The organism is Rickettsia sp. MAE-05 (assembly GCF_057319745.1).
This window is the reverse complement of sequence record NZ_JBLTIO010000002.1, coordinates 193,229-216,185: the sequence shown is the minus strand read 5'-3', so window position 1 is coordinate 216,185 and position 22,957 is coordinate 193,229. Positions and strand designations below refer to the sequence as shown.

Here is a 22,957-nt window from a genome sequence, read left to right as displayed (position 1 = left end):
ATTTTATTTTATCATTTTCTAATTATACTTACGAATAGATATACGAAGATCAACTTGGAAAAGAGCAAGAAGTCTGTAGGTCGAGGAGCAGAACGTATAGCAATATGTGAGCGTCCAAGGTCTTACAAAGACGAGATAGTCAATTTTTCAAGTGCTATCTTAGTATATAAATAAATATAAATTATTATTGATGTAAAAGCAAATTCTAGAAGCAGATTATATAGAAAATATACCTCGTAACTCAGAATTACATTATTTATTATTAATGACAACTAAAATCTCTTGACTCTTTATATTATTCAACTAATATATAGACCGCTAATAATGTTTAAGCTCCATTGTTGCAAGACCAATCTGTCAAAACTTAATATTAAGTTATGCCAGGGATCTATTATTATAAGTGAGTAAAATCATGAAGTATAATGGAGGTTGTTGTCTTACAGCAACGGAGCTTAAACCCTGGCACCTTTATTTATTAATTCTAGATTAGGTTTAGGCATAAATTAAATAAAGGAATTGCGAGTAGTATTAGCTTATGTTTAATATAAAGATTTATTAATTCTAAAAAATACAAATGCAAAAAATAAAGAAAAAACTAGAAAAAATTTTTTCTTTTCATCACCGTTTTTAATAATATTATTAATGTTTTTTTATTATCTTCTTAATATCTTAGAAATAAAATATTTCTAGATTTTTCAACTAACTCAGCTGTTAACTCTAAATTTTCTTACTTAAAATTATAGAGATACGACAAATTATCTTCACTATTTTACTAGTTATTTCTGCAAATACTGCCTCAGTACTATCATTCATTATAGCAATATTTTTATGTTCAATTTCATCAAGTCGAAATTTAATAATATTATTTAATAATTCCGGCTCAATATTTTTATTTTCTAAATAATTTATTTGCTGTTCATAATGTTTTTCTATTACTTCTTCTACACTCTCGGTAACAAGCATCGCTGTTTTTATTCCCATCAAGGAAGATAAAGCACCAAGTAAAAATCCGTAATGATGCCAAAAAAATAATAAAAACGTGGGTCTTACTTCTTTTTCTAGTAATTTTTTTTCAAAATAATTTAGATGGACCTCTTCGTGATCAAGCATTTCTTTAATTAATATATGATCATTATGAGATTTGATATATTTTAGCTGCCCTTGATAAATTCTTTTTGCCCCATACTCTCCAGCATGATTAACTCTAATTATTTCGTGAATTTGTTTGTTAGGGTCAGAAAAATCAGGTCTTGGCATAATGTATACTCGTTTAATTTGAAAAATTGGCTACGTCGTCTTATAAGAGCGCAGGTAGCCACGTATTATTATACGCTCCGCTCCGAGGACTTTAGTCTCCTTGCTCTTTTCCAAATTAAACTTCGTCTACTCTTCATTTACTTTAAAGTATACTTTGGAATAAATCGAAACCAGCAGGATTTAACTTATAATCCACTTCTGCCTGTTGTAGCAGTTTTAAAGTCTTTAGACATTCGGTTAGGCTAAGGCTATTTGCTATCTTTGTAAAATCATTAATATATTGATAGAAAATCGGTGGTGATAATGATTTTATTGCGAGTTCCAAACTCTCACCGTTTTTTATTTTCGACAAAACTATATATAAATTTAAATAATGCCTTATTAATGCTCTAATAATTAAAACTTCATTGATATTTTGTTTTTTTAATATCTCCAGCTCTTGTAGAAAATTACTATAATCTTTTTTTGAAAAATACATTGCTAAATCACTGCCGTTTGCCGTAATTTCGCTACTTATAACTTTTAGAACATCGTTTAAAGTAATTTCTCTTCGATCATGAACAAAATATATCAATTTATTTATTTCGCTACAAATTAAATCATGATCACCTTTTAAATGAGCTTTTAAATAAGTGATAGCCTCTTTACTTATAACTTTATTAGTTTTTTCTACTTTACCTAAAATAATTCGTTCAATTTTTGCTTCATCATCATGATAACAAGCAACTGCCGCTAAATATTCTTCTGTTTCAAAAAACTTTTTAAAGCTCCCACTTGAAGTAATTTCTTCCCCTATAAATACAGGAAAATTTATATAATCACTGCTTAGAATTGTTTTTAAATTCTTATCGATTGAATTCCCAACCGATCTAATTTTAATTAATTCTTTTTGACCAAAAAAATTAGGCGAATTAAGTAATATTTCTAAAGATGAAATATTAAGCTCTGAGTATTCTATAGAAGTTTGTAGCATATTTAAGCTTTTTACTAAATGCTTACAAATTTTTTCTATATAGCCTTTATCAGGACCGTATAGTAAAAGAGCTCTAATCTTTCCGGCTTTTATTAGTTCAAATAATCTACCTATTTGTGAAAAATAAAATTTCATAGCTTAACTATTTCCGTGTAAAATATAAAATTAATCTGCTACGAATTTCTTCTGCTGCTTGATATGCCAAGTCTATTCCTGTTTCATCTCTTTCAACATTTGTTGCATATGGTGTAAAAATAGCATTATATGACGTGTTTTGGTAAAACTTCTCTTCAATTAAAACCTTTTGGCTTTCTATATCAATTAATTTATACCTAACTAATTGATTAATATATTCCCTTAAAACATTGGAGTTTTTTTCAATAGTAGCAGGCATAGTTGTTGCGATAAGCTCTGCTTTAAGCAGGTATTTTGCTTTTGCTTTCTGAGGTAAAATACTAGTTAAACGATGATAAAACTCAGCTCCTTCAATTGTTCTAATCGGTTCAACTTTAATAGCTTCTAAATCATTATTTCTACTGTATTTTTCACTATATACCGGTTTTAAATTACAACTACTCATTAGAAAGAATATAATTACTATAAATAAAGAACGCATATACTAGATTAAGATTGATTTTTTATATTAATAACAGCTTATTTCGATTTTGTGAAAGAAAATTATAATAATTAGCATTTGTTAATACTTATAGTAATTATATATTAATTTATGTTGACATCTATAAATAAGACTTATATATTGCCGCTTCAAAATAATTTTAAGGTATTAGATGTTATTAGATAAACTTATTACATTTTTTTCAACGGAAATAAAAACAACATTAGTAAAAATAAAAACATATTTTTCTTTCCCCAAAAAAGTAACAAAAGCTTTTGAAACATCTAGCATAAACATAGATGAAGTAGATAAAGCTAAAACTGTAAAAATTACAAAAGAGGATTTAAAAAAATCTTTTGAGTTATATGAAGAAAAATTGGTAATATTAGCACAAAAACTATCACCACAAACATCAATTAGTAATGATGATTATAATTCTCAAACAGAGTATTACCCATTGATAGGAGAAGATGGAAATATCAAATATATCCCTACTACTGAATTATAATTTTTAAGCTTAAAATACTTTATAGGTAAGCTTTACATACTTATCGTTTTTTATTAAAGAACTCTCTACATCTTCCTTGCAAATCTAATACTCTATATTAAATTTACAAGGAAGAGGCTCGCTTTAAATTAAGCCGTTTACATTTAAGCTTTTTAAAACTCTTCACTATTTGTAGGATTAGTTTGTCCAACTAATTTACACCCCATATATTCTTCAAAAGCTTTTTCCAAATTGAGCTCTATAGGAAGACATTTTGGAGGGGTTATAGGAACAAATTTGGGTTTTTTTATAAGAAAATCCATAATATTTCGTTCATACTCTTGTAATATTTCTAGTATTTCTTTACTAGTATTATAACATGACGGCGTAAGACCTGAAGCATCTTTTTTTGTTACTAAAATAGGTTCTTCATTTAATAAAATTTCAATAATTTCTTTTTTATTATTAACCCCTGCAACTACCGAATGTAAGACTGATAAACCCTGAGGAGTCGTAGAATTTATAGAATCCCGATTTACTTTTAAGATCTCTATTACCAACTTTTTTTACCATGTTCCGCTGCTTCGTGTAATAAAGCATTGGGATTATTTTCAATACATACCTTTAATGCACTATTAAAAATTGCTATACCGTCTTTTGTTTTATCTTTAAGTAATTTTGCCAACTCGTCTATATCACTCTTTACTGATGTGGATTTCATTTCTATATCTGAATCGGGCGAACCTGCCCCCGGAGATTTATCTAAAGCCGATGTAGATAAAGTAGGTATTTGTTGTTTTTTCATTAATTCTCCTAAATTTATCAATGATGCCAAATAGCAAATTATTACATAATCCGCTATTCGCATTAAATATCTATATTTTTGATTAGGAATACCATCTACTCCTCTGGGGAATGTCCCAAAAGATTTGAATATTGTGTATCTTCTTCTGAGTAAAAGGAAGGCTTTATTATTGCACCTTTAGGAGATATATACTTTCCTAAATTAGGTGCTAATTCTATCATGCAATCAATTAAAGTATCTTTTTTATCCTTAACTGCTAAATTCAGAATATCATATAACTTTGATCGGTGAGCATATAAGTGGTATCTTGTTATATCTAATAAATACTGTTCACAAATTTCTAATTTATTGTTTTCACGTAGATACTTAAAATAATTTAACGTATTTTCAGCAGTACATAATCCTTCATCATAAAGGTTATATTGCCTATCCATTAATTCTCCTAAACTGCATAATTCTTCATAATATATGGTATTTTTCTTAGTCATTAATTCTCCTAAATTTATAAATTATTAATTATTTTAGGAGGAATTGCTAATTAGTAGTGAATTGATGACATTGCCCGCATGGATACCACCCCGTCATTGCGAGGAAATTATAAAGTAATTGACGAAGCAATCCAGTAAAAAATTCTGATTTACAGAATTTTTTTATTATTTTTCTGGATTCCCGCTTTCGCGGGAATGACATAAAGAGCATTTACCGATCCACGAAAGCAATGCCTACTCGCAATGACGACTTTAGTATCCACGTAGGAATATTATAGTATAGTGAACAACACTGAGCCAATTTGCAATTCTCCTAAAATTAAGATTATAAATTTAGGAGTAATAACGCAACAAACCGAGTTGAATTGATTGCGACTTAATTGATTAAGAATTGTTAATTTATCACAATCGATTAGTTACTGAAGTTTTATATTTTCCATATCCCAATCATGAGAAACAGTATTATACTTTAATATATAAGGCTTGGTATCTATAGAATCCAAGGTTACATCGGCAATCATATCATCATGTGAGGAGATAAGTTCGTTATAACCGAAATTAGCGTAATAAGGTTGATAATTTTTAAATCTAACCGTTATAAATTTCTCTTTAGTAATAGCAGGTAAGAATTTCACCAAATCATCAAGATTACTTAAAGCCAAATCTTTCATCTCAAAAATTTGTAATCTATAAACATTTTTATAATCTTTGGTAAAGAATGTCGGTATAGAGCTGAAACTACTACCGGATTGAACAGAAGCTATACTTAAAGCTTTAAGTGGAATGCCTGATTTATTACTAAAATAATCATCGGCTTCAAAAAATACTGCACCGCCGAAATTTATCATTTTAGAGATTTTATTATTGTTCACATCATATAAATCCACTGACTGCTCTAACTTTTTGCCGTCACGAAATATAGTAAGTTTAATAGCTATTCCTTTAAAATTATCCATTTCTCTATCAAATAATGCTAGATTGCCGCCGAGTTCCTTATCATTTACTGCCCAAATAATATCACCGGCTTTTAAAGATTTTTCAGCAGGCGAACCGGCTAGAACTGCCTTAACGCTTATCACCCTATTTCTACTGTCAGGAAATTTATTTATATATTTATCCATTTCTTCTTTAGGGAAATTATGATGTCTAACTGCTTTATTTAAAGAATATAACTCGCTTATTATTCCTATATGCTTTCTGCTTGGTTGTTTATTATTCTTTAAACTTTCTAAGGTGCGAGCTACATAATCACCGTGCAGTGCTAGAGAATGAGTTTTACCGCCGCCGTATAATACTCCTATAGCCTCAATCTTATCGTTTAATACCGGTGAACCGCTAGCACCGCCGGTACTATTTAAATTAATAACATAAGTACATTGCGGCATTAAACCTTCAATATTATAAAGATCGGACAAATAACCGGTATGGAAAGAAAAGCCTTTTGCCTCTGTGTTACCGACTACGAAAACCTTTTGATTTAATTTTGGTATCTCATTTGAGAAAGCTATTTGTGTTGCCGATGCCGGTATATCTTTGCTCTCTACTTTTAGAACGGCATAATCTTGCCAAATATCGTAATAGATAAGTTTTGCTTCCGCCTGCTCGCCATTATAAAAAGTGACAAAATAAGTTCCGATAGACGCACCGCCGACAACATGAGTATTAGTAATTATATAACCGTTGTTCTTATCGTTAATAAATCCAGTTCCGGTCCAACTACTTGTATCATCATATGCAGATACGGCAATTCTAGTATCAATTGTTACGATTGCTTTCTTCGCTTTTTCAAATATAGCACTGCTTGCTTCAGAAGATGCTAAAACTATATTATTTAGGAAAACTAAATTAATAATAAATAAAAGTTTTAGTAAAATCGGTAGTTTTTTCATTTTCACCTCTTGTAAAATCATTTAAGCCGCACTATATCAAATAAAAAGTCATAATAAAATAAAAAAAAGAAAACGAGGAATCTTATGGGAAAAGTAATAGGTATCGACCTTGGGACTACCAACTCTTGTGTTGCAGTCATGGAAGGTAAAGAGCCAAAAGTAATAGAAAATTCAGAAGGTGAGAGAACTACGCCGTCAATAATAGCTTTTGCAAACGGCGAAAAATTAGTCGGGCAGTCTGCTAAGAGACAAGCAGTAACCAACCCTCGCAATACTATATATGCGGTAAAGCGATTAATCGGTAGAAATTTTACTGATCCTATGGTTAAGAAAGACCAAGATATCGTACCGTATAATATAGTTAAAGCCGATAACGGTGATGCCTGGGTCGAAGCGGATAACAATAAATATTCACCAAGCCAAATTAGTGCTTTTATTTTACAAAAAATGAAAGAAACCGCAGAGAATTATTTAGGCGAAAAAGTAACACAAGCAGTAATTACCGTGCCTGCTTATTTTAATGATGCACAGCGTCAAGCAACAAAAGATGCAGGTAAAATAGCAGGTCTTGAGGTCCTTAGAATAATCAACGAGCCGACTGCCGCAGCTCTTGCTTACGGTTTTGATAAATCGGCAAGTAAAACTATTGCAGTATACGATCTTGGCGGCGGAACATTCGATGTTTCAATTCTTGAAATCGGCGATGGTGTTTTTGAAGTAAAATCAACAAACGGTGACACATTCCTTGGCGGTGAAGATTTCGATACAAGAATATTAAACCATTTAATAGATGTATTCAAAAAAGAAAGCGGTATAGATTTACGTAATGATCCTTTAGCACTTCAACGTTTGAAAGAAGCAGCAGAAAAGGCTAAAAAAGAGCTATCTTCCGCAGTAACTACCGATATTAATTTACCTTATATTACAGCTGATAGTACAGGACCAAAACATTTAAATATTAAATTCACTAGAGCAGAACTCGAAAAATTAGTAGATGATTTAATTGAAAAAACCGTTGAGCCTTGCCGTAAAGCGTTAAAGGATGCAGGTTTAAAAGCTTCTGATATTCAGGAAGTAGTACTTGTCGGCGGTATGACTAGAATGCCGAAAGTACAAGAAGCCGTAGAGAAATTCTTTGGACGTGCACCGCATAAAGGCGTAAATCCTGATGAGGTTGTAGCACTTGGTGCTGCTATTCAAGGAGGGGTACTTAACAAAGAAGTAACGGATATATTATTATTAGACGTTACGCCTCTATCCCTTGGTATTGAAACTCTTGGCGGCGTATTTACAAGGTTAATCGATCGTAATACTACTATACCTACTAAAAAAAGTCAGGTATTCTCAACTGCTGACGATAATCAGCATGCCGTAACTATTAGAGTGTTTCAAGGTGAACGTGAAATGGCAGCTAGTAATAAATTACTTGGTCAGTTTAATCTTGAAGGCATACCTCCGTCGCCTAGAGGTGTTCCACAAATAGAGGTAACATTTGATATTGACGTTAATGGAATAGTACATGTTTCGGCTAAAGATAAAGCAAGCGGTAAGGAGCAGAAAGTAACTATTCAGGCTTCCGGCGGTCTTAGCGATGCCGAAATCGAACAAATGGTTAAAGATGCTGAGCAGAATGCCGATGAAGATAAAAAGCGTAAGGAACTTATTGAAGCGAAAAATGCTGCCGATAGTTTAGTTTATTCTACTGAAAAGAGTCTTACGGAGTATGGTGATAAATTATCATCAGAAGATAAAGGAGCTGCTGAAGAAGCACTATCTGCTTTAAAAGCTGTTCTTGAGTCAGAAGATGCTGCTTTAATTAAAGAAAAGACAGAGAGCTTAACTGCAGCTAGTATGAAAATCGGTGAAGCAATGTATAAAGCACAAAGCGAAAGCCAACCTGCTGAAGAAAATACTGCTAACGATGAAAAAGTAGTAGATGCCGATTTTCAGGATGTAGAGAAGAAGTAGGTGGGCATCCCCCGTCATTGCGAGGAGCGAAGCGACGCGGCAATCTCGCGCCAAACTCCTGAGATTGCTTCGTCAAATTACTATGTAATTTTCCTCGCAATGACGTTACAATCTCATTTTATAAATTAAATTATGTCACAAGATTATTACCAAATACTAGGCGTTAGTAAAACAGCTAGCCAAGCTGATCTTAAAAAAGCCTACCTTAAGCTAGCCAAGCAATATCACCCTGATACTACTGACGCTAAAGATGCTGAAAAGAAATTTAAAGAAATAAATAGTGCTTATGATGTTCTAAAAGACGAGCAGAAAAGAGCCGCTTACGACCGCTTTGGGCATGATACTTTTCAAAATCAACAGTCACGAGGGGGAGGAGGAAATCACGGCGGTTTTCATCCTGATATTAACGATATTTTTGGCGACTTCTTTAGTGACTTTATGGGAGGTGGTAGAAGAAAGCCTACATCAAGTAAGGCTAGAGGTTCGGATTTAAAATATGATCTGACAATTAACCTAGAGGAAGCATTTCACGGTATAGAAAAAAATATCAGCTTTTCTAGCGAAGTAAAATGCGATACTTGCCACGGCACTGGTTCTGAAAAAGGTGAAACCGTAACTACTTGCGATGCTTGCGGCGGTGTTGGAGCGACTAGAATTCAGCAAGGATTCTTTACGATCGAACAAGCTTGTCACAAATGCCAAGGTAACGGACAAATTATAAAAAATCCTTGTAAGAAATGTCATGGCATGGGACGTTACCATAAGCAACGAAATTTATCAATAAATATTCCTGCCGGTGTCGAAAACGGTACTAGAATAAGACATACCGGAGAAGGAGAAGCAGGTATTAGAGGCGGAAATAGCGGTGATTTATACGTTGATATAGCAATAAAACCACATGATATTTATAAAGTAGACGGAGCAAATTTACATTGTAAACTACCTATTAGTTTTGTAAATGCTGCTCTTGGAGGAGAGATAGAAGTGCCGATAATTGAAGGTGGGAAAGTCAACTTAACAATTCCGGCAGGCACGCAAAACGGTGATCAATTAAGGCTACGCAGCAAAGGTATGTCTAAAATGAGGTCAACTATTAGGGGTGATATGCTTACACATATTCATGTCGAAGTACCTAAAAATTTATCTAAAAGACAACGTGAACTACTAGAAGAATTCAAAAAAGAATCCATAAATGAAAAAGAAAATGACGGTAGCTTTTTTAATAAAATGAAAGGTCTATGGTCATGAATTTTATTTAACTTTCCTATAGAAATGAAACCTCCGATGTTATAAAATATTATAGTCATATGTCATTCCCGCGTGGCATTGGCATTGTCGCATGACTCAGTAAACCCCACTATGTCACCTAGTTTGCTTGACCACGGGGTCCAGAAATATAACTTAAAATATAATAATTTTAGTATTTTAAGCTGGATACCGCGATCAAGTCGCGGTATGACAACTGAAAAACCGAGCCATGCAACAATACCCGTGGCATTACCCGCGTGGACGCCAAATCGTCATTGCGAGGAGCGAAGCGACGTGGCAATCCAGCAAAAATAATTAAAAAAATTCTGATTTATAGAATTTTTTACTAGGTTCTGTGCACTTTTGATTAATGATTATAATTATGAAATATTTTTAAGCGAAAATTAATAAGATTTTTGAAGGAATAGTTATTCATATTTCAAAAAAATCTTATAATTTGCAGCTAAAAAGAGTCATAATTATGATTATTCTATTAAAAGTACACAGGACCTAAGCTCCTATATTATTGTTTTTTTTATTACATTTTAAGTGCAAAGAAGTCTTATAAAATCTAATATTAGGATTTTTCTTGATTTATTATTAAAAACCTATATATTAACGATTTTTAATGATTTTGAAATATCTAATGTTACTTTACCATTCTACAAATTTAATTCAAATAATTGAAAATAATGATCTAGATTTATTAAAAAGAATAATAAAAAAAGACCAAGCTAGTGTTATTAACTATATAAATAATCAAAAACTTCTACATTTAGCAGTAAGAGCAGGATATAAAAATATAGTGGAATACTTGCTTAAGAAAGGAGCTAATCCTAATATATTAGATCAACAAGGAAATTCTATAGCTCATACTGCAATAATTGCAGAGAATCAAGAACTAGCATTTAATATATTGAAATTGCACGATAGTATAAATATATATGTACATCCGTTGAGCATTGATTTAAATGCTAAAAATAATAATAGTGATACATTAATACATTTAGCTGCTAGAAATGGATATAAGAACATTATAAAATTATTACACAATTATAATGCAGAATTAAATATTTTAGATTTTCATGGTAACACAGCTATTAATATTGCAGTACAAGAAGAGCATCAAGATATAGTAGCATATTTACTTAGCGTAGGGGTCAATCCAAGTACCCCTAATCGTTATGGTCATCCTCCTTTATATTATGCAATTCAGAAAGAGCAAAAATCTATAGAATTAATGCTCTTAAAGAATGGAGTTAATAATATTTTACGACCTAGAGATCAAAATCATTCCTTGCTATTTAAAGCAATTGTAGAAAATAATCATATAGAAGTAATGAATATTTTGGATAATGAAGAGAGTAATATTAATACTAAGGAAATCTATGGCTATACTCCGCTACATTTTGCGGCTAATTATGGTAACTATTTTATAGTAGCATTATTACTTAGCTACGGAGCTAATCCTAATATACAAAATAATAATGGCGAAACTGCGTTACATTTTGCCGCCATGAATGGTTGCATAAGAACTATAGAGTGCCTTATAAAAAGTGGGGCAGTAATAGATAGTTTTGACAAGTTTGAGAGAACTCCTTTAGAACTTGCAATTAATAGCGGAAATACAGACGCAGTTAAGTTATTTTTACAATATGGAACTACTATCGGTAATGCCCTAAGATCAATATCTAAATATACTAGTAAAGAATTAGTAAGTTTATTATATGCAGAACATACCTTACAAAAAATAAAAGAGGACATATGTGTATTACAGAAAGTAGGGATAAGCTTTATTCCTATTAACCAAGAAGAAATAAAACATCTCTTAGAGTTAAAAAAAAGTGAATGGAACAAAACTCTAACAACACATAATATATTAGATAAAAATTTTCAAAAATATTTAAATGCTTTATTTCATGTAAAGAAATATCATGACTGTAAAAATGAAAAATTTGAACATAAGTTTTATAATGCTTATATTAATGCTGAAGCAGTTAACCAGCCAGTTTTATCTTTAAAAATATTGTCATTAGCTACAGTTAATAACTTCTTTAATACGGATGATTTAATTAACGATAATATGATAAAAGATGTGCTTACTCAATGCGATATTAATTTATTAGGAAATAATCCGCTTATAGAGGAGCCTACTATATGATTTTATTGTAAACACCAACAATTTATATCATGTTATTAATTGAATCCTTGAAATTCTTTAAGCCTATATGTATATTTAGTTATTAACTGAATTTAAGTTCCTATGAAATTAACAAAATTATTAAGCATCCTTTTCATTATAGGCCTATCTTTAAGTGGCTGTAAAAGCAAAAAAAACAGTGATGATATAGTAGTTCCTATCCCTACTCTTTATAACGAAGGTGTTAGTTTGTTAGAAAAGAAAAAATATAAGAAAGCTGCGGAAGAATTCGGAAGAGTATTTTACCAACATCCGGGTAATGAAATGACCCCACAAGCCGAATTGATGCAAGGCTATTCTTTATTCCTCGCCGCTCAATATGAAGAAGCGGTTGACGTGCTTGATATGTTCATCAACTTGCACCCTGCAAATGTTGACATTGCTTATGCTTATTACCTTAAAGCTCTATCATATTATATGTTGATTTCTGACGTAAATCATGATCAATCTAGAACTTTCTTAGCTAAAGATAGTTTTGAAGACGTAATAGAGAAATTCCCAAATACTAAATATGCTATTGATTCATCATTAAAAATCGACCTAGTAAACGATCATTTAGCAGGTAAAGAGATGATGGTAGGTCGGTTCTACTTAAAGAAAAAGAACCCAATGGCAGCTATTAATAGATTTGAAGAGGTAATTGATAATTATCAAACTACTTCTCATTCGGTAGAAGCTCTTTACCGTTTAGTCGAAAGCTATATGATGCTTGGGTTACCTGATGAAGCAAAGAAATACGCCTCGGTGCTAGGTTACAATTATCCGGATAGTCAGTGGTATAGTTACGCATATAAGTTGGTGAGGTAGTAAGATATTCATGGTTCTTAAAAAGTGTTCGATGTCATTCCCGCGGAAGCGGGAATCTAGTACTTTAAAGCTTTTTTTAAAGCTGAGGTTATCTCGCTTTACGCTGGATTCCCCGCTTCTAGCTAAGAATGACATAAACGAACCGTGCAACGCAGCTTTTCAAATTCATCGAGTATAACTATGTTTCATAGTCTCTCAGTTAAGAACTTCATTCTGATAGACGAGCTGGAAATTGAGTTTAATAAAGGTTTATGCGTTATTACCGGTGAAACGGGAGCCGGTAAATCTATTTTACTTGACGCTATTTTATTTTGCCTTGGTTATAAAACTTCAAACAATATAATAAAGCGTGGAAAAGATTACGCTGTTGTTAATATAATATTCTCTTTAAATGAAGAGATAAAAAACTTTCTAATCCAAAATTTTATTGAACCTGAAGAGTTATTGCTTGTAAAATGTTTGCAAAAAGCCGAAGGGCGAAAAAATTTTTTTATTAATAATCAAGTAGTTAATAAAGCTATAATGCAGCAATTAGCTACTTATTTATTTGAACTTCATGGACAAAATAATAATATCTCCCTTCTATACGCCAATACTCAGCGTGATATTTTAGATAGTTACGGAAATCTTTTGGACTTCCGAGCCGAGCTTTCCAAATGTTATCAGACTTGGCAAAATACTCGGAAAGAAATTGCTGAAATAACACTTAAACAAAATTCTATAGACCAAGAAATCGATTATTTGAGCTTTGCAACGGAAGAATTAACTAAGCTGAATATTCAAATAGGTGAAGAAGAAAAATTAGCAAATATACGAAAAGATTTGCAAAATAAAGATAAGGATTTACAGTTAATAAAAGATATTCTAGAACAGATTAATAACCCCGAAATAAATACATCGATTAATAGAGCAGAGAAATTATTAGCAAGGCAAGGCGATAATGAGCGTTTTGAAGCTATTGCTACAAGCTTAGAAGAAGCCTATAATAACCTAGAAGAAGCACGCCAAGGATTATCAAATCTGTTAGATAGTTGTAATTATGAGGAATATAATCTTGAAGAAACAGAAGAACGATTATTTTTAATAAAAGCTATTAGCCGCAAATATAATGTTCCTGCTGATGAATTAGGTATATTTTTAGATAAATCTTTAGAGAAGCTCGGTATATTAAAAAACAAAATAGCGAATAGTAATGAGTTAAAAGCTCAAGAAGTGCTATTACAGAAAAAATATTATGAACTAGCAAGCGATTTATCCGTAAAGCGTCTTATTGCCGCAAAACATCTAGAAGAATCGTTGCATCAGGAGCTAAAACAGCTTAAAATGGCGAAAGCAATTTTTGAGATTGAGATAATCGCCGGAAAAGAGCCGACAGCCGGCGGTAATGATGATGTTGTGTTTAAAGCTTCTACTAACCCCGGAATGGCAACCGAAGCAATTAATAAAATCGCTTCCGGCGGTGAATTATCAAGGTTCATGCTTGCTTTAAAAACTTCTTTGTTTGATAAAATGGTAAAACCATCTATTATATTTGATGAAATAGATGTTGGGATTGGCGGAGAGGTCGCAGATAAAGTAGGTGAGCGATTAAAAAAACTTAGTAGCGTTACTCAGGTAATAGTTATTACGCACCAGCCGCAAGTAGCAGGTAAAGCAGATTCGCATATAAAAATAGAGAAAACACAGCTAGAGAAAGAAACAAAAGTAACGGTAAAAGCTTTAAATTTAGCTGAGAGACAGGAGGAACTCGCCCGCATGATTTCAGGTAAGACAATCACCGAAGCAAGTTTAAAAGCAGCAAAAGAGTTGTTGCATTTGTAATAATCGTCATTGCTGGGTATCGTGGATCATTAATCGTCATTGCGAGCGGCTGAAAGGAGCGTGGCAATCTCAGGAATTTACCCGAGATTGCTTCGTCGACGCTTATAGCGTCTCCTCGCAATGACAAAAAACAAGGAACATATGAGCAACTACACAAAATTAGAAAACGAATTTGCAACCATTTCGCATTTTAATAATATATTGGGCATATTATACTGGGATATTGCCGTAAATATGCCTATGGGTTCAGGTGAGAGTAGAACAAACGAAATAGTAACTTTAACGTCGCTCGTTCACTCGCTGCTCAAATCTCCTATGCTAAAAGAGTTAGTTAGCAAGGCAAAAGAAGAATCAAAGAACCTTGATGAATGGCAAAATGCTAATATTAGAGAGATTGAGAGGCAAATAATAGATGCGAATTGTATTGACGAGCAGCTACAAAAGAAACTAGTAGCAGCGACTACCAAAGCTGAACTTGTTTGGCGAGAAGCAAGAAAAAATAATGACTATAATTTATTCAAACCGCATTTACAAAAAGTTTTAGATTATACGAGAGAAGTTGCTAAAGTACGAGCAGATGCTTTTAATTGCGGATTATACGACTCATTAATAGATATGTTTGATCCAAGCAGAAAAAGTAGCGAAATCAAACAAGTTTTTTCAGTGCTTAAAAAAGAACTCCCACAACTCATAAATAAAGTTTTAGAAAAACAGAAAAGCGAGAAAGAACTAGTAAAGAACACCGAACTAGCTCCTGAAATGCAAAAACGTATCGGAAAACGCATTATGGAAATTATGCAGTTTGATCTAACAAAAGGACGCTTAGACGAATCTACTCATCCTTTTTGCGGTGGAACACCAAACGATATACGTTTAACTACTAGGTATTATAAAGATAATTTCATAAGCGGTTTAATGGGAATTATTCACGAAACAGGTCATGCTCTATATGAGCAGAATCTACCGGAAATGTATAAAGGACAGCCGGTAGGACATCCTAAAGGTATGGCTTTTCATGAAAGCCAGTCTTTATTTATGGAGATGCAAGTAGGTAGATCAAGAGAATTTACGGAATTTTTAGCTAAATTACTTCGAGACGAATTTGCTTTTAAAAGCGAAGAATATTCAGCAGAAAATTTATATAAAAAGATTACTAAAGTTAAACCTGATTTTATAAGAGTGGATGCCGATGAAGTAACTTACCCTCTGCATGTAATATTACGTTTTGAGATAGAGGAAATGCTTATTAATGGTGACTTGAATCTTGATGAGTTACCAAGCTTTTGGGATAATAAGATGCAAGAATATTTGAGGCTAAAACCGGTAAGCTTTAGTAATGGCTGTCTTCAAGATATTCACTGGTCACACGGAAATTTCGGTTACTTTCCCGCCTATACAAACGGTGCAATTATCGCATCAATGGTGATGAAAAAAGTAAAAGAGATGTATCCTAATATAAAAGATGATATATTAAAGGGTGATTTTAGTAATCTAAATAATTATCTAAATAAGAATTTTAGAAATCTCGGTTCGTTAAAAAATTCAGCCGATTTATTAAAAAGTGCTAGCGGTGAGGACAAGATAAACCCTGAAGTGTATATAGGGTATTTAGAAGGGAAATATTTATAGTAATAAAACTGTCATTGCGAGAAGGCATTGCCTGCGTGGATACCGAAACGTCATTGCGAGGAAATTACGAAGTAATTGACGAAGCAATCTCAGGATATTTGACGAGATTGCCACGCAGCCTACGGCTGCTCGCAATGACGACTCCCGTATCCCTCGCAATGACGTTAATCAAACAATACAAACAATAATATGGAAGAAGACTTAAAAAAAACAGGTTATTTATTTGGCGGGAACGCCGTTTTTGTTGAAGAGCTATATAGGCAATATTTAGCCAATCCCGCCTCGGTTGATCAAACTTGGCAAGAATTTTTTGCCGGTATTAAGGATAATAGTGCTGTGCTTAATAAAAGTACGGCAAAGATAATTATTCCTTATGAAATAAAAAAAGAACCGTTAAATAATAATCTATCTTCTGAAGTCTTAAATAACAGACACCTTGCCAAACCAGCTTATAGAGAGGAATTTAAAGAAGACACGGAAGCGCTTGCCACCGCAGCGTATATAGACATACGTGAGGATGCGAGTACCGGATCGACGTATAAATTACCTCTAGAAGCGGAGTTTGGCAAGATGTCTAGTTTAAAAGCTAAAGAAATGATCAATGCTTATCGCAAGCATGCTCACTATTTAGCGAATCTTGACCCGCTTGGTCTTGAGCTACGTAAAACAAAAAACGATTTAAAGCTTAATATAGAAACTTTTGGTCTTGATAACAGTCAACTAGAGGAAAATATCAATATTACGGATGAATTTGTCGGTAATTGGAACTGTAAATTATCTGAATTAATTACCAAGCTCGATAAAGTTTATACGGGTTCCATCGGGGTTGAATTTGAACAAATAGAAAATGTAGAAGAAAAAAATTGGTTATATAATAAGCTAGAAAGTGAAGTTACATTTTCTTCTGAAGACAAAAAAACTATCTTAAATGATTTAGTAGAAGTAGAAGGGTTTGAGCAGTATTTACATACAAAATTTCCCGGAGCTAAGCGTTTTTCCGTTGAAGGCGGTGATGCTTCTATAGTTGCTATGAGTAAAGCTATAGATTTATCCATGAACCAAGGCGTTGAAGAAATCGTTATCGGTATGGCACATCGAGGGAGATTAAACACTCTGACTAAAGTAGTAGGTAAGCCATATAAAGCTGTTATTGCGGGCTTCATAAGCGGTAGCGTATTTCCTGATGAGCTAAATGTTTCAGGTGATGTGAAATATCATCTAGGCTATTCGTCCGATAGAACTATAGATAACAAGAAAATACATTTATCACTAGCTGATAATCCTTCACATTTAGAAGCGGTAAATCCTATAGTTGCAGGGAAAGTAAGAGCAAAACAGGATATTCTTGTAGATACTAAACGCAGTAAAGTTAAGGCTATTTTAGTGCATGGTGATGCTGCTTTTTGCGGTCAGGGCGTAGTTGCCGAAAGCCTATCAATGTCACCGCTCACTGCTTATGATATCGGCGGGATATTACATTTCGTCATTAACAACCAGCTAGGCTTTACGGCAAATGCTGCAGATACTAGAGCTAGCAGATATTCTACGGAGTTTGCTAAAATCATAGCTGCTCCGATTTTACACGTTAACGGCGATGATATAGAGGCAGTGTTAAAAGCTACCAATATTGCAGTAGAATACAGGCAAAAATTCGGTAAAGATGTTGTGGTAGAAATTATTTGTTACCGCAAATACGGGCATAATGAGGGCGATGAGCCGATGTATACTCAAGGTAAGATGTATAATATTATTAAAAGCAAACCGACCCCTGGAAATATTTACGCAAATGAGTTAGTAAAAAGCGGTATAATTGATAATAATTATTTTGCTAAGTTAAAAGAAGAATTTAAAGCAAAGCTAGATAAAGAGTTTGAGCAAGCCAAGAATTATAAGCAAGAGGCGCATTTCTTAAGCGGGTTATGGCAAGGTATTTCTCGTACACGTACGCAAGCTGCAATAACAGGAGTTAGTAAAAAAATATTACAAGATTTAGGAACTAAATTATGTGAAATACCTAAAGATTTTACCGTTAATCCAAAGCTTGTAAAATTATTTGAAGCTCGAAAAGCTAATCTGACTAGCGATCAGCCTATTGATTGGGCAACGGCAGAGCAACTAGCTTTTGCAAGCTTGCTTAACGAAGGCACAAATATAAGGCTAACTGGACAAGACTGCGGACGAGGTACTTTCTCGCATCGTCATTCAGTATTGCACAATCAAATTGACGATACCACCTATATACCTCTAAATAATTTATCTAAGACCCAAGCAAAATATGAAGTAGCCGATAGTAATTTATCTGAATATGCAGTGATTGGTTTTGAGTATGGCTATTCGCTTGCAAATCCAAAAAATTTAGTTTTATGGGAAGCACAATTTGGCGATTTTGCTAATGGAGCTCAGATTATTTTTGACCAGTTTATTTCAAGCAGCGAAACTAAATGGCTTCGTATGAGCGGGCTTGCGGTACTACTCCCGCACGCATTTGAAGGGCAAGGACCGGAGCATAGCTCGGCAAGGCTTGAGAGATTTTTACAACTCGCTGCTGAGGATAATATGTATGTTACATATCCCACTATTCCTGCTTCAATTTTCCATCTGCTACGTCGTCAGATATTTGATGATACTCGCAAACCGTTAATTATAATGTCACCGAAATCATTATTACGTCATAAATACGCTGTATCTAAACTTGACGAGCTAGGCGAAAATACTACTTTCCTACCGGTTTTAGATGAAGTAAATAAACGAGATGCAAACAATATTACTAAAGTAATTTTATGTAGCGGTAAGGTATATTACGATCTATTTGAAATGCGTGGCAATAACAGTAATATAGCGATTATTAGGCTTGAGCAATTATACCCTTTTGAAAAAAAACTTGTAGCATCACTATTAAAAAAATATAATAGGACGCAGGAATTTATTTGGTGTCAGGAAGAACCAAAGAATATGGGAGCTTGGCGTTATATAGTTTCTCACTTAAACGATGCTTTAAAAGAAGCAGGAATTAATAACGAATTTAAATATGTAGGCAGAGAGGAATCGGCCTCTCCGGCAGTAGGTTCGCTGCAAGCACATAATAAACAGCAAGAGAAGCTATTAAAGGAAGCATTGGGGATGTGATTCTTGGGGTATATTGCCTAAGAATCGTCATTGCGAGGAGCGAAGCGACGTGGCAATCTCGTCACATCTCCTGAGATTGCTTCGGTGAATTACTTTGTAATTCTTCTTGCAATGACGGCTTTGGTCTCCATGCAGGCAAGGCCTTCTCGCAATGACGATAAAAATATAGGAGTAAAATAAATTATGAGCGTTAAAATTATAGTACCATCGCTTGGAGAATCCGTAACGGAAGCAACTATTGCCCAATGGTATAAGAAAGAAGGTGATTCGGTTAAAACCGATGAATTACTGTTAGAAATTGAAACTGAAAAAGTAACTTTAGAAGTTAATGCTCCTTGTAACGGCACTATAGGTAAAATATCGAAAACTGACGGTGCAAATGTAGCAGTTGGCGAAGAAATAGGCGAAATAAATGAAGGGACAGCTGCAAATACTGCGGGTACTAATAATGAATCTGCTAAAGCTCAAGCAGTTACGCAACCTACTTCAGAAAAGCCTGTAGAGAAACCTGCCGTGGTTAATAATATTCTTGCTCCTTCCGTACAAAAATTAGTTACCGAAAATAAGCTTGATCCCAATAATATAAAAGGAACAGGTAGAGACGGTAGAATTACCAAAGGTGACGTGCTTGAAACAATAAACACACCGTCTGCTGCTACTTCTACTCCTACAGTAAACAAAACTAATGAAGAAAGAGTACAGCGTGTTCGTATGTCACGCTTGCGTAAAACTATTGCACAGCGTTTAAAAGATTCACAAAATACGGCAGCTATTTTGACTACTTTTAATGAAATTGATATGTCAAAAGTAATTGCCTTGCGTAATCAATATAAAGAAGAGTTTGAAAAAAAGCACTTGGTAAAACTTGGCTTTATGTCGTTTTTTGTTAAAGCAACAATTGAAGCTTTAAAGCTTATTCCGTCGGTAAATGCTGAAATAGACGGCGATGATTTAGTATATAAAAATTACTATGATATAGGTGTAGCTGTCGGAACAGAGCAAGGGCTTGTTGTACCGGTTGTTAGGGATGCCGATAAAATGGGATTTGCCGAAGTGGAAAAAGCTATAGGAACTTTGGCTAAAAAGGCTCGTGAAGGTAAACTTTCTATGGCTGATTTGTCAGGGGGGACATTCTCGATTTCTAACGGAGGCGTATATGGTTCATTATTATCTACACCGATTATTAATCCTCCTCAATCAGGTATTCTAGGCTTACATAAAACCGAGGAAAGAGCTGTAGTTATAGACGGTAAAATTGAAATATGTCCGATGATGTATATAGCTTTATCTTACGATCATCGCATAATTGATGGGAAAGAAGGAGTATCGTTCTTGGTAAAAATTAAAGAGCTTATTGAAAATCCAGAGAAGTTACTACTGAATTTGTAACAAATTGTCATACCGTGGCTTGTCCACGGTATCCAGAAAAATAACTTAGATGTAGATTGTTTTGATGCTTTTACTGGATGCCGTGGACAAGCCACGGCATGACAATCGAGAAAGGAAATATACAATAATGATAAAATGTACTCGTCGTATTGAGTTCGATGCAGGACATAGAATTATAGGACATCAAAATAAATGTCAATTCCTGCACGGTCATCGCTATGTTCTTGAGATTGCTATAGCCGCAAACAAAACCGATAAACTTGGTATGGTAATCGATTTTGGTTTAATTAAGGATGTAGCTAAAAAATGGATTGATGAAAATTTTGATCATAGCTTAATCCTACATCAAGACGATAAGGAAATGGGGCAGCAAATAGAAAATTGTACCGGTCAAAAAATATATTACATGCAGAATAACCCAACTGCAGAAAATATAGCGACGCATTTAAAGAATGAAATTTTTCCTAAACTTTTCGTAGGTCAAAACTTCTTCGTAGCGAGCCTAAAACTATATGAAACACCTAATTGTTTTGTTGAGGTTTAAGCGTGCATCTTTATAAAATGAAGAGGAGTCATACGAAGATCAACTTGGAAAAGAGCAAGGAATTTGTAAGCCGAGGAGCGGAGCGTACAAAAGTACGTGAGCATCCGAGGACTTACAAAGATGACGTAGCCAATTTTTCAAGTTCATCGAGTATGCAAGATTACTGTTTAATTTTAACTACTACAAATGATTTGCAAATTGCCAAGAAAATAGCATCTGTTTTGTTAGAATTAAACCTTGCTGCCTGCATTCAAATTGACGATATCAAAAGTTACTTTAGATGGGATGGGAGAGTAACTTTAGAAACCGAATATAGACTTGTAATTAAAACAAAATCTTCTAATTATAACGAAATTGAAAATAAACTCCTTGAAATTCATAATTATGAATTACCGCAAATAATAAAAATAAATATTGACTATGGCTTTCAAAAGTACTTAGAATGGATTGACCAAAATAGTAAATAAATTTATAGTTGAGCAAATTTAAAAATTAAGTAAGTAAATTATGAAATTATGGCAAAAAGTTACCTTAGGGTTAATCTTAGGTATTATATTTGGTATATACTTACCACAATATGTTAATTATATTAAACCTATCGGTGACATTTTCTTACGCTTGATAAAAATGATCATTACCCCTTTAATTTTCTTTAGTTTGGTTTCCGGTATCACTAGTATGAATGATACTTCCGCCCTTGGCAGAGTAGGAATGAAAGCGGTAGCTGCTTTTTTAGGTACTACTTTTTTTGCCACGATTTTTGGGCTTACTGTTGCCTTAGTATTAAAGCCGGGAGTAGGCATACATATAGATTTTACCTCTTCAGGAACGACAAGTAGAACTTCATTTAATATAATTGATTTTTTTGTAAATATCGTCCCTGATAATGCTGTTGGGGCTTTTGCAAACGGTGATGTCTTGCAAGTTGTATTTTTTGCTATTTTTGTTGGGATTACCTTAAACAAAATGAAATCTATCGGTGAACCTGTTACTGATTTAATTCATGTAATGTCAAAATTAATATTAAAAATGATATCGTTTGTTATTCAATTATCCCCTTACGGTGCTTTTGCTTTAACAGGCTGGATTGTAGGCATGCAGGGAGTTGAAGTAATGATTAGTTTATCGAAACTTGTTGTAGCGGTAGTTGTGGCGATGACATTTCAATATTTAGTTTTTGGCTTACTTATATATGTATTCTGCCGTGTTTCCCCTATACCTTTTTATAAAAAAAGTTTTGAATATCAGATACTTGCTTTTTCTACTTCAAGTAGTAAGGCAACTCTTGCAACTACTATGCAAGTTTGTCGTGAAAAACTTGGCATTTCAGAGTCTAGTACTTCATTCGTACTTCCGATAGGGGCGTCAATTAATATGGACGGATTCGCCATAAATCTATCTCTTACTACTATATTCTTTGCTCAAATGATGGGAGTAACGCTTGCTCCTCATGACTTTTTAGTAATTATTCTCACCTCAACACTTGGATCTATCGGCGGAGCCGGTATTCCCGGTGCCTCTTTGATAATGCTTCCTATGGTTCTTTCTTCGGTTCACTTACCTATAGAGGGAGTAGCAATTATTGCCGGGATTGACCGAATACTTGATATGCTACGTACTACTATCAATATTACCGGCGATGCAACAATTACTATGATTATAGATAACAGCGAAGATACTTTAGATAAGGAAGTATATTTATCTTAATTA

Annotated in this window: 21 protein-coding genes; 14 read left to right on the top strand and 7 right to left on the bottom strand. The window is 33.5% G+C overall.

Going from position 1 to position 22,957, the window contains the following annotated elements:
* Window positions 1–54: 54 nt before the first annotated feature.
* The gene (locus ACNFN7_RS04710; RefSeq protein ID WP_485441052.1) at window positions 55–174 is read left to right on the top strand and encodes a palindromic element RPE5 domain-containing protein; all 120 of its coding nucleotides are present in this window, start codon (window positions 55–57) and stop codon (window positions 172–174) included.
* A gap of 543 nt (window positions 175–717) precedes the next feature.
* Here the strand turns inward: ACNFN7_RS04710 and ACNFN7_RS04705 are convergent.
* From ACNFN7_RS04705 to ACNFN7_RS04695, 3 genes are all read right to left on the bottom strand, one after another.
* Window positions 718–1,257, bottom strand: a complete 540-nt coding sequence (locus tag ACNFN7_RS04705; protein ID WP_485441051.1) for a demethoxyubiquinone hydroxylase family protein — start codon at window positions 1,255–1,257, stop codon at window positions 718–720.
* Between the two features lie 142 nt (window positions 1,258–1,399).
* Window positions 1,400–2,365: a DNA polymerase III subunit delta gene (gene holA, locus ACNFN7_RS04700; RefSeq protein WP_485441050.1), complete on the bottom strand. Its 966-nt coding sequence runs from the start codon at window positions 2,363–2,365 to the stop codon at window positions 1,400–1,402.
* Window positions 2,366–2,372: 7 nt separating this feature from the next.
* On the bottom strand, window positions 2,373–2,846 hold the full coding sequence (locus ACNFN7_RS04695; RefSeq protein ID WP_485441049.1) for a hypothetical protein: 474 nt from the start codon (window positions 2,844–2,846) through the stop codon (window positions 2,373–2,375).
* A gap of 172 nt (window positions 2,847–3,018) precedes the next feature.
* On the opposite strand from ACNFN7_RS04695, the gene ACNFN7_RS04690 reads away from it, so the two are divergent.
* Window positions 3,019–3,354 (top strand): hypothetical protein, encoded by a 336-nt coding sequence (locus ACNFN7_RS04690; RefSeq protein WP_485441048.1) that lies wholly within the window; start codon window positions 3,019–3,021, stop codon window positions 3,352–3,354.
* A gap of 152 nt (window positions 3,355–3,506) precedes the next feature.
* Here the strand turns inward: ACNFN7_RS04690 and ACNFN7_RS04685 are convergent, their stop codons facing one another.
* The 4 genes from ACNFN7_RS04685 to ACNFN7_RS04670 form a co-directional block, all read right to left on the bottom strand.
* Entirely contained in the window at window positions 3,507–3,893 is a 387-nt protein-coding gene (locus ACNFN7_RS04685; protein WP_485441047.1) for a hypothetical protein, read from the bottom strand.
* Window positions 3,887–4,201, bottom strand: coding sequence for a hypothetical protein (locus ACNFN7_RS04680; protein ID WP_485441046.1), 315 nt, complete (start codon window positions 4,199–4,201; stop codon window positions 3,887–3,889). The genes ACNFN7_RS04685 and ACNFN7_RS04680 overlap by 7 nt, the downstream gene beginning before the upstream one ends.
* Before the next feature lie 32 nt (window positions 4,202–4,233).
* Complete coding sequence (locus tag ACNFN7_RS04675) at window positions 4,234–4,626, bottom strand: hypothetical protein (protein ID WP_485441045.1); 393 nt, start codon at window positions 4,624–4,626, stop codon at window positions 4,234–4,236.
* A gap of 416 nt (window positions 4,627–5,042) precedes the next feature.
* The gene (locus tag ACNFN7_RS04670) at window positions 5,043–6,536 is read right to left on the bottom strand and encodes a S1C family serine protease (RefSeq protein WP_485441044.1); all 1,494 of its coding nucleotides are present in this window, start codon (window positions 6,534–6,536) and stop codon (window positions 5,043–5,045) included.
* Between the two features lie 63 nt (window positions 6,537–6,599).
* On the opposite strand from ACNFN7_RS04670, the gene dnaK reads away from it, so the two are divergent.
* From dnaK to ACNFN7_RS04610, 12 genes are all read left to right on the top strand, one after another.
* On the top strand, window positions 6,600–8,483 hold the full coding sequence (gene dnaK, locus ACNFN7_RS04665) for a molecular chaperone DnaK (protein ID WP_485441043.1): 1,884 nt from the start codon (window positions 6,600–6,602) through the stop codon (window positions 8,481–8,483).
* Window positions 8,484–8,615: 132 nt separating this feature from the next.
* The gene (dnaJ, locus tag ACNFN7_RS04660) at window positions 8,616–9,731 is read left to right on the top strand and encodes a molecular chaperone DnaJ (protein ID WP_485441042.1); all 1,116 of its coding nucleotides are present in this window, start codon (window positions 8,616–8,618) and stop codon (window positions 9,729–9,731) included.
* A 646-nt stretch (window positions 9,732–10,377) separates the two neighbouring features.
* A complete protein-coding gene (locus ACNFN7_RS04655; protein WP_485441041.1) occupies window positions 10,378–11,892 on the top strand; it encodes an ankyrin repeat domain-containing protein in 1,515 nt (504 codons plus the stop codon).
* 102 nt (window positions 11,893–11,994) lie between these two features.
* The gene (locus tag ACNFN7_RS04650) at window positions 11,995–12,738 is read left to right on the top strand and encodes an outer membrane protein assembly factor BamD (protein ID WP_485441040.1); all 744 of its coding nucleotides are present in this window, start codon (window positions 11,995–11,997) and stop codon (window positions 12,736–12,738) included.
* A gap of 180 nt (window positions 12,739–12,918) precedes the next feature.
* Complete coding sequence (recN, locus tag ACNFN7_RS04645) at window positions 12,919–14,559, top strand: DNA repair protein RecN (RefSeq protein WP_485441039.1); 1,641 nt, start codon at window positions 12,919–12,921, stop codon at window positions 14,557–14,559.
* Window positions 14,560–14,700: 141 nt separating this feature from the next.
* Window positions 14,701–16,188 (top strand): carboxypeptidase M32, encoded by a 1,488-nt coding sequence (locus ACNFN7_RS04640; RefSeq protein WP_485441038.1) that lies wholly within the window; start codon window positions 14,701–14,703, stop codon window positions 16,186–16,188.
* A gap of 35 nt (window positions 16,189–16,223) precedes the next feature.
* Window positions 16,224–16,376, top strand: coding sequence for a hypothetical protein (locus tag ACNFN7_RS04635; RefSeq protein WP_485441037.1), 153 nt, complete (start codon window positions 16,224–16,226; stop codon window positions 16,374–16,376).
* Between the two features lies 1 nt (window position 16,377).
* Window positions 16,378–19,314 carry a 2-oxoglutarate dehydrogenase E1 component gene (locus tag ACNFN7_RS04630; RefSeq protein WP_485441036.1) on the top strand — a complete coding sequence of 979 codons (2,937 nt, stop codon included), beginning with the start codon at window positions 16,378–16,380 and terminating at the stop codon, window positions 19,312–19,314.
* A 183-nt stretch (window positions 19,315–19,497) separates the two neighbouring features.
* Complete coding sequence (odhB, locus tag ACNFN7_RS04625) at window positions 19,498–20,703, top strand: 2-oxoglutarate dehydrogenase complex dihydrolipoyllysine-residue succinyltransferase (protein WP_485441035.1); 1,206 nt, start codon at window positions 19,498–19,500, stop codon at window positions 20,701–20,703.
* A gap of 127 nt (window positions 20,704–20,830) precedes the next feature.
* Window positions 20,831–21,247, top strand: coding sequence for a 6-pyruvoyl trahydropterin synthase family protein (locus tag ACNFN7_RS04620; protein ID WP_485441034.1), 417 nt, complete (start codon window positions 20,831–20,833; stop codon window positions 21,245–21,247).
* A gap of 152 nt (window positions 21,248–21,399) precedes the next feature.
* Window positions 21,400–21,714 carry a divalent-cation tolerance protein CutA gene (cutA, locus tag ACNFN7_RS04615; protein ID WP_485441241.1) on the top strand — a complete coding sequence of 105 codons (315 nt, stop codon included), beginning with the start codon at window positions 21,400–21,402 and terminating at the stop codon, window positions 21,712–21,714.
* Window positions 21,715–21,754: 40 nt separating this feature from the next.
* Window positions 21,755–22,954: a dicarboxylate/amino acid:cation symporter gene (locus ACNFN7_RS04610; protein WP_485441033.1), complete on the top strand. Its 1,200-nt coding sequence runs from the start codon at window positions 21,755–21,757 to the stop codon at window positions 22,952–22,954.
* Window positions 22,955–22,957: the final 3 nt, after the last annotated feature.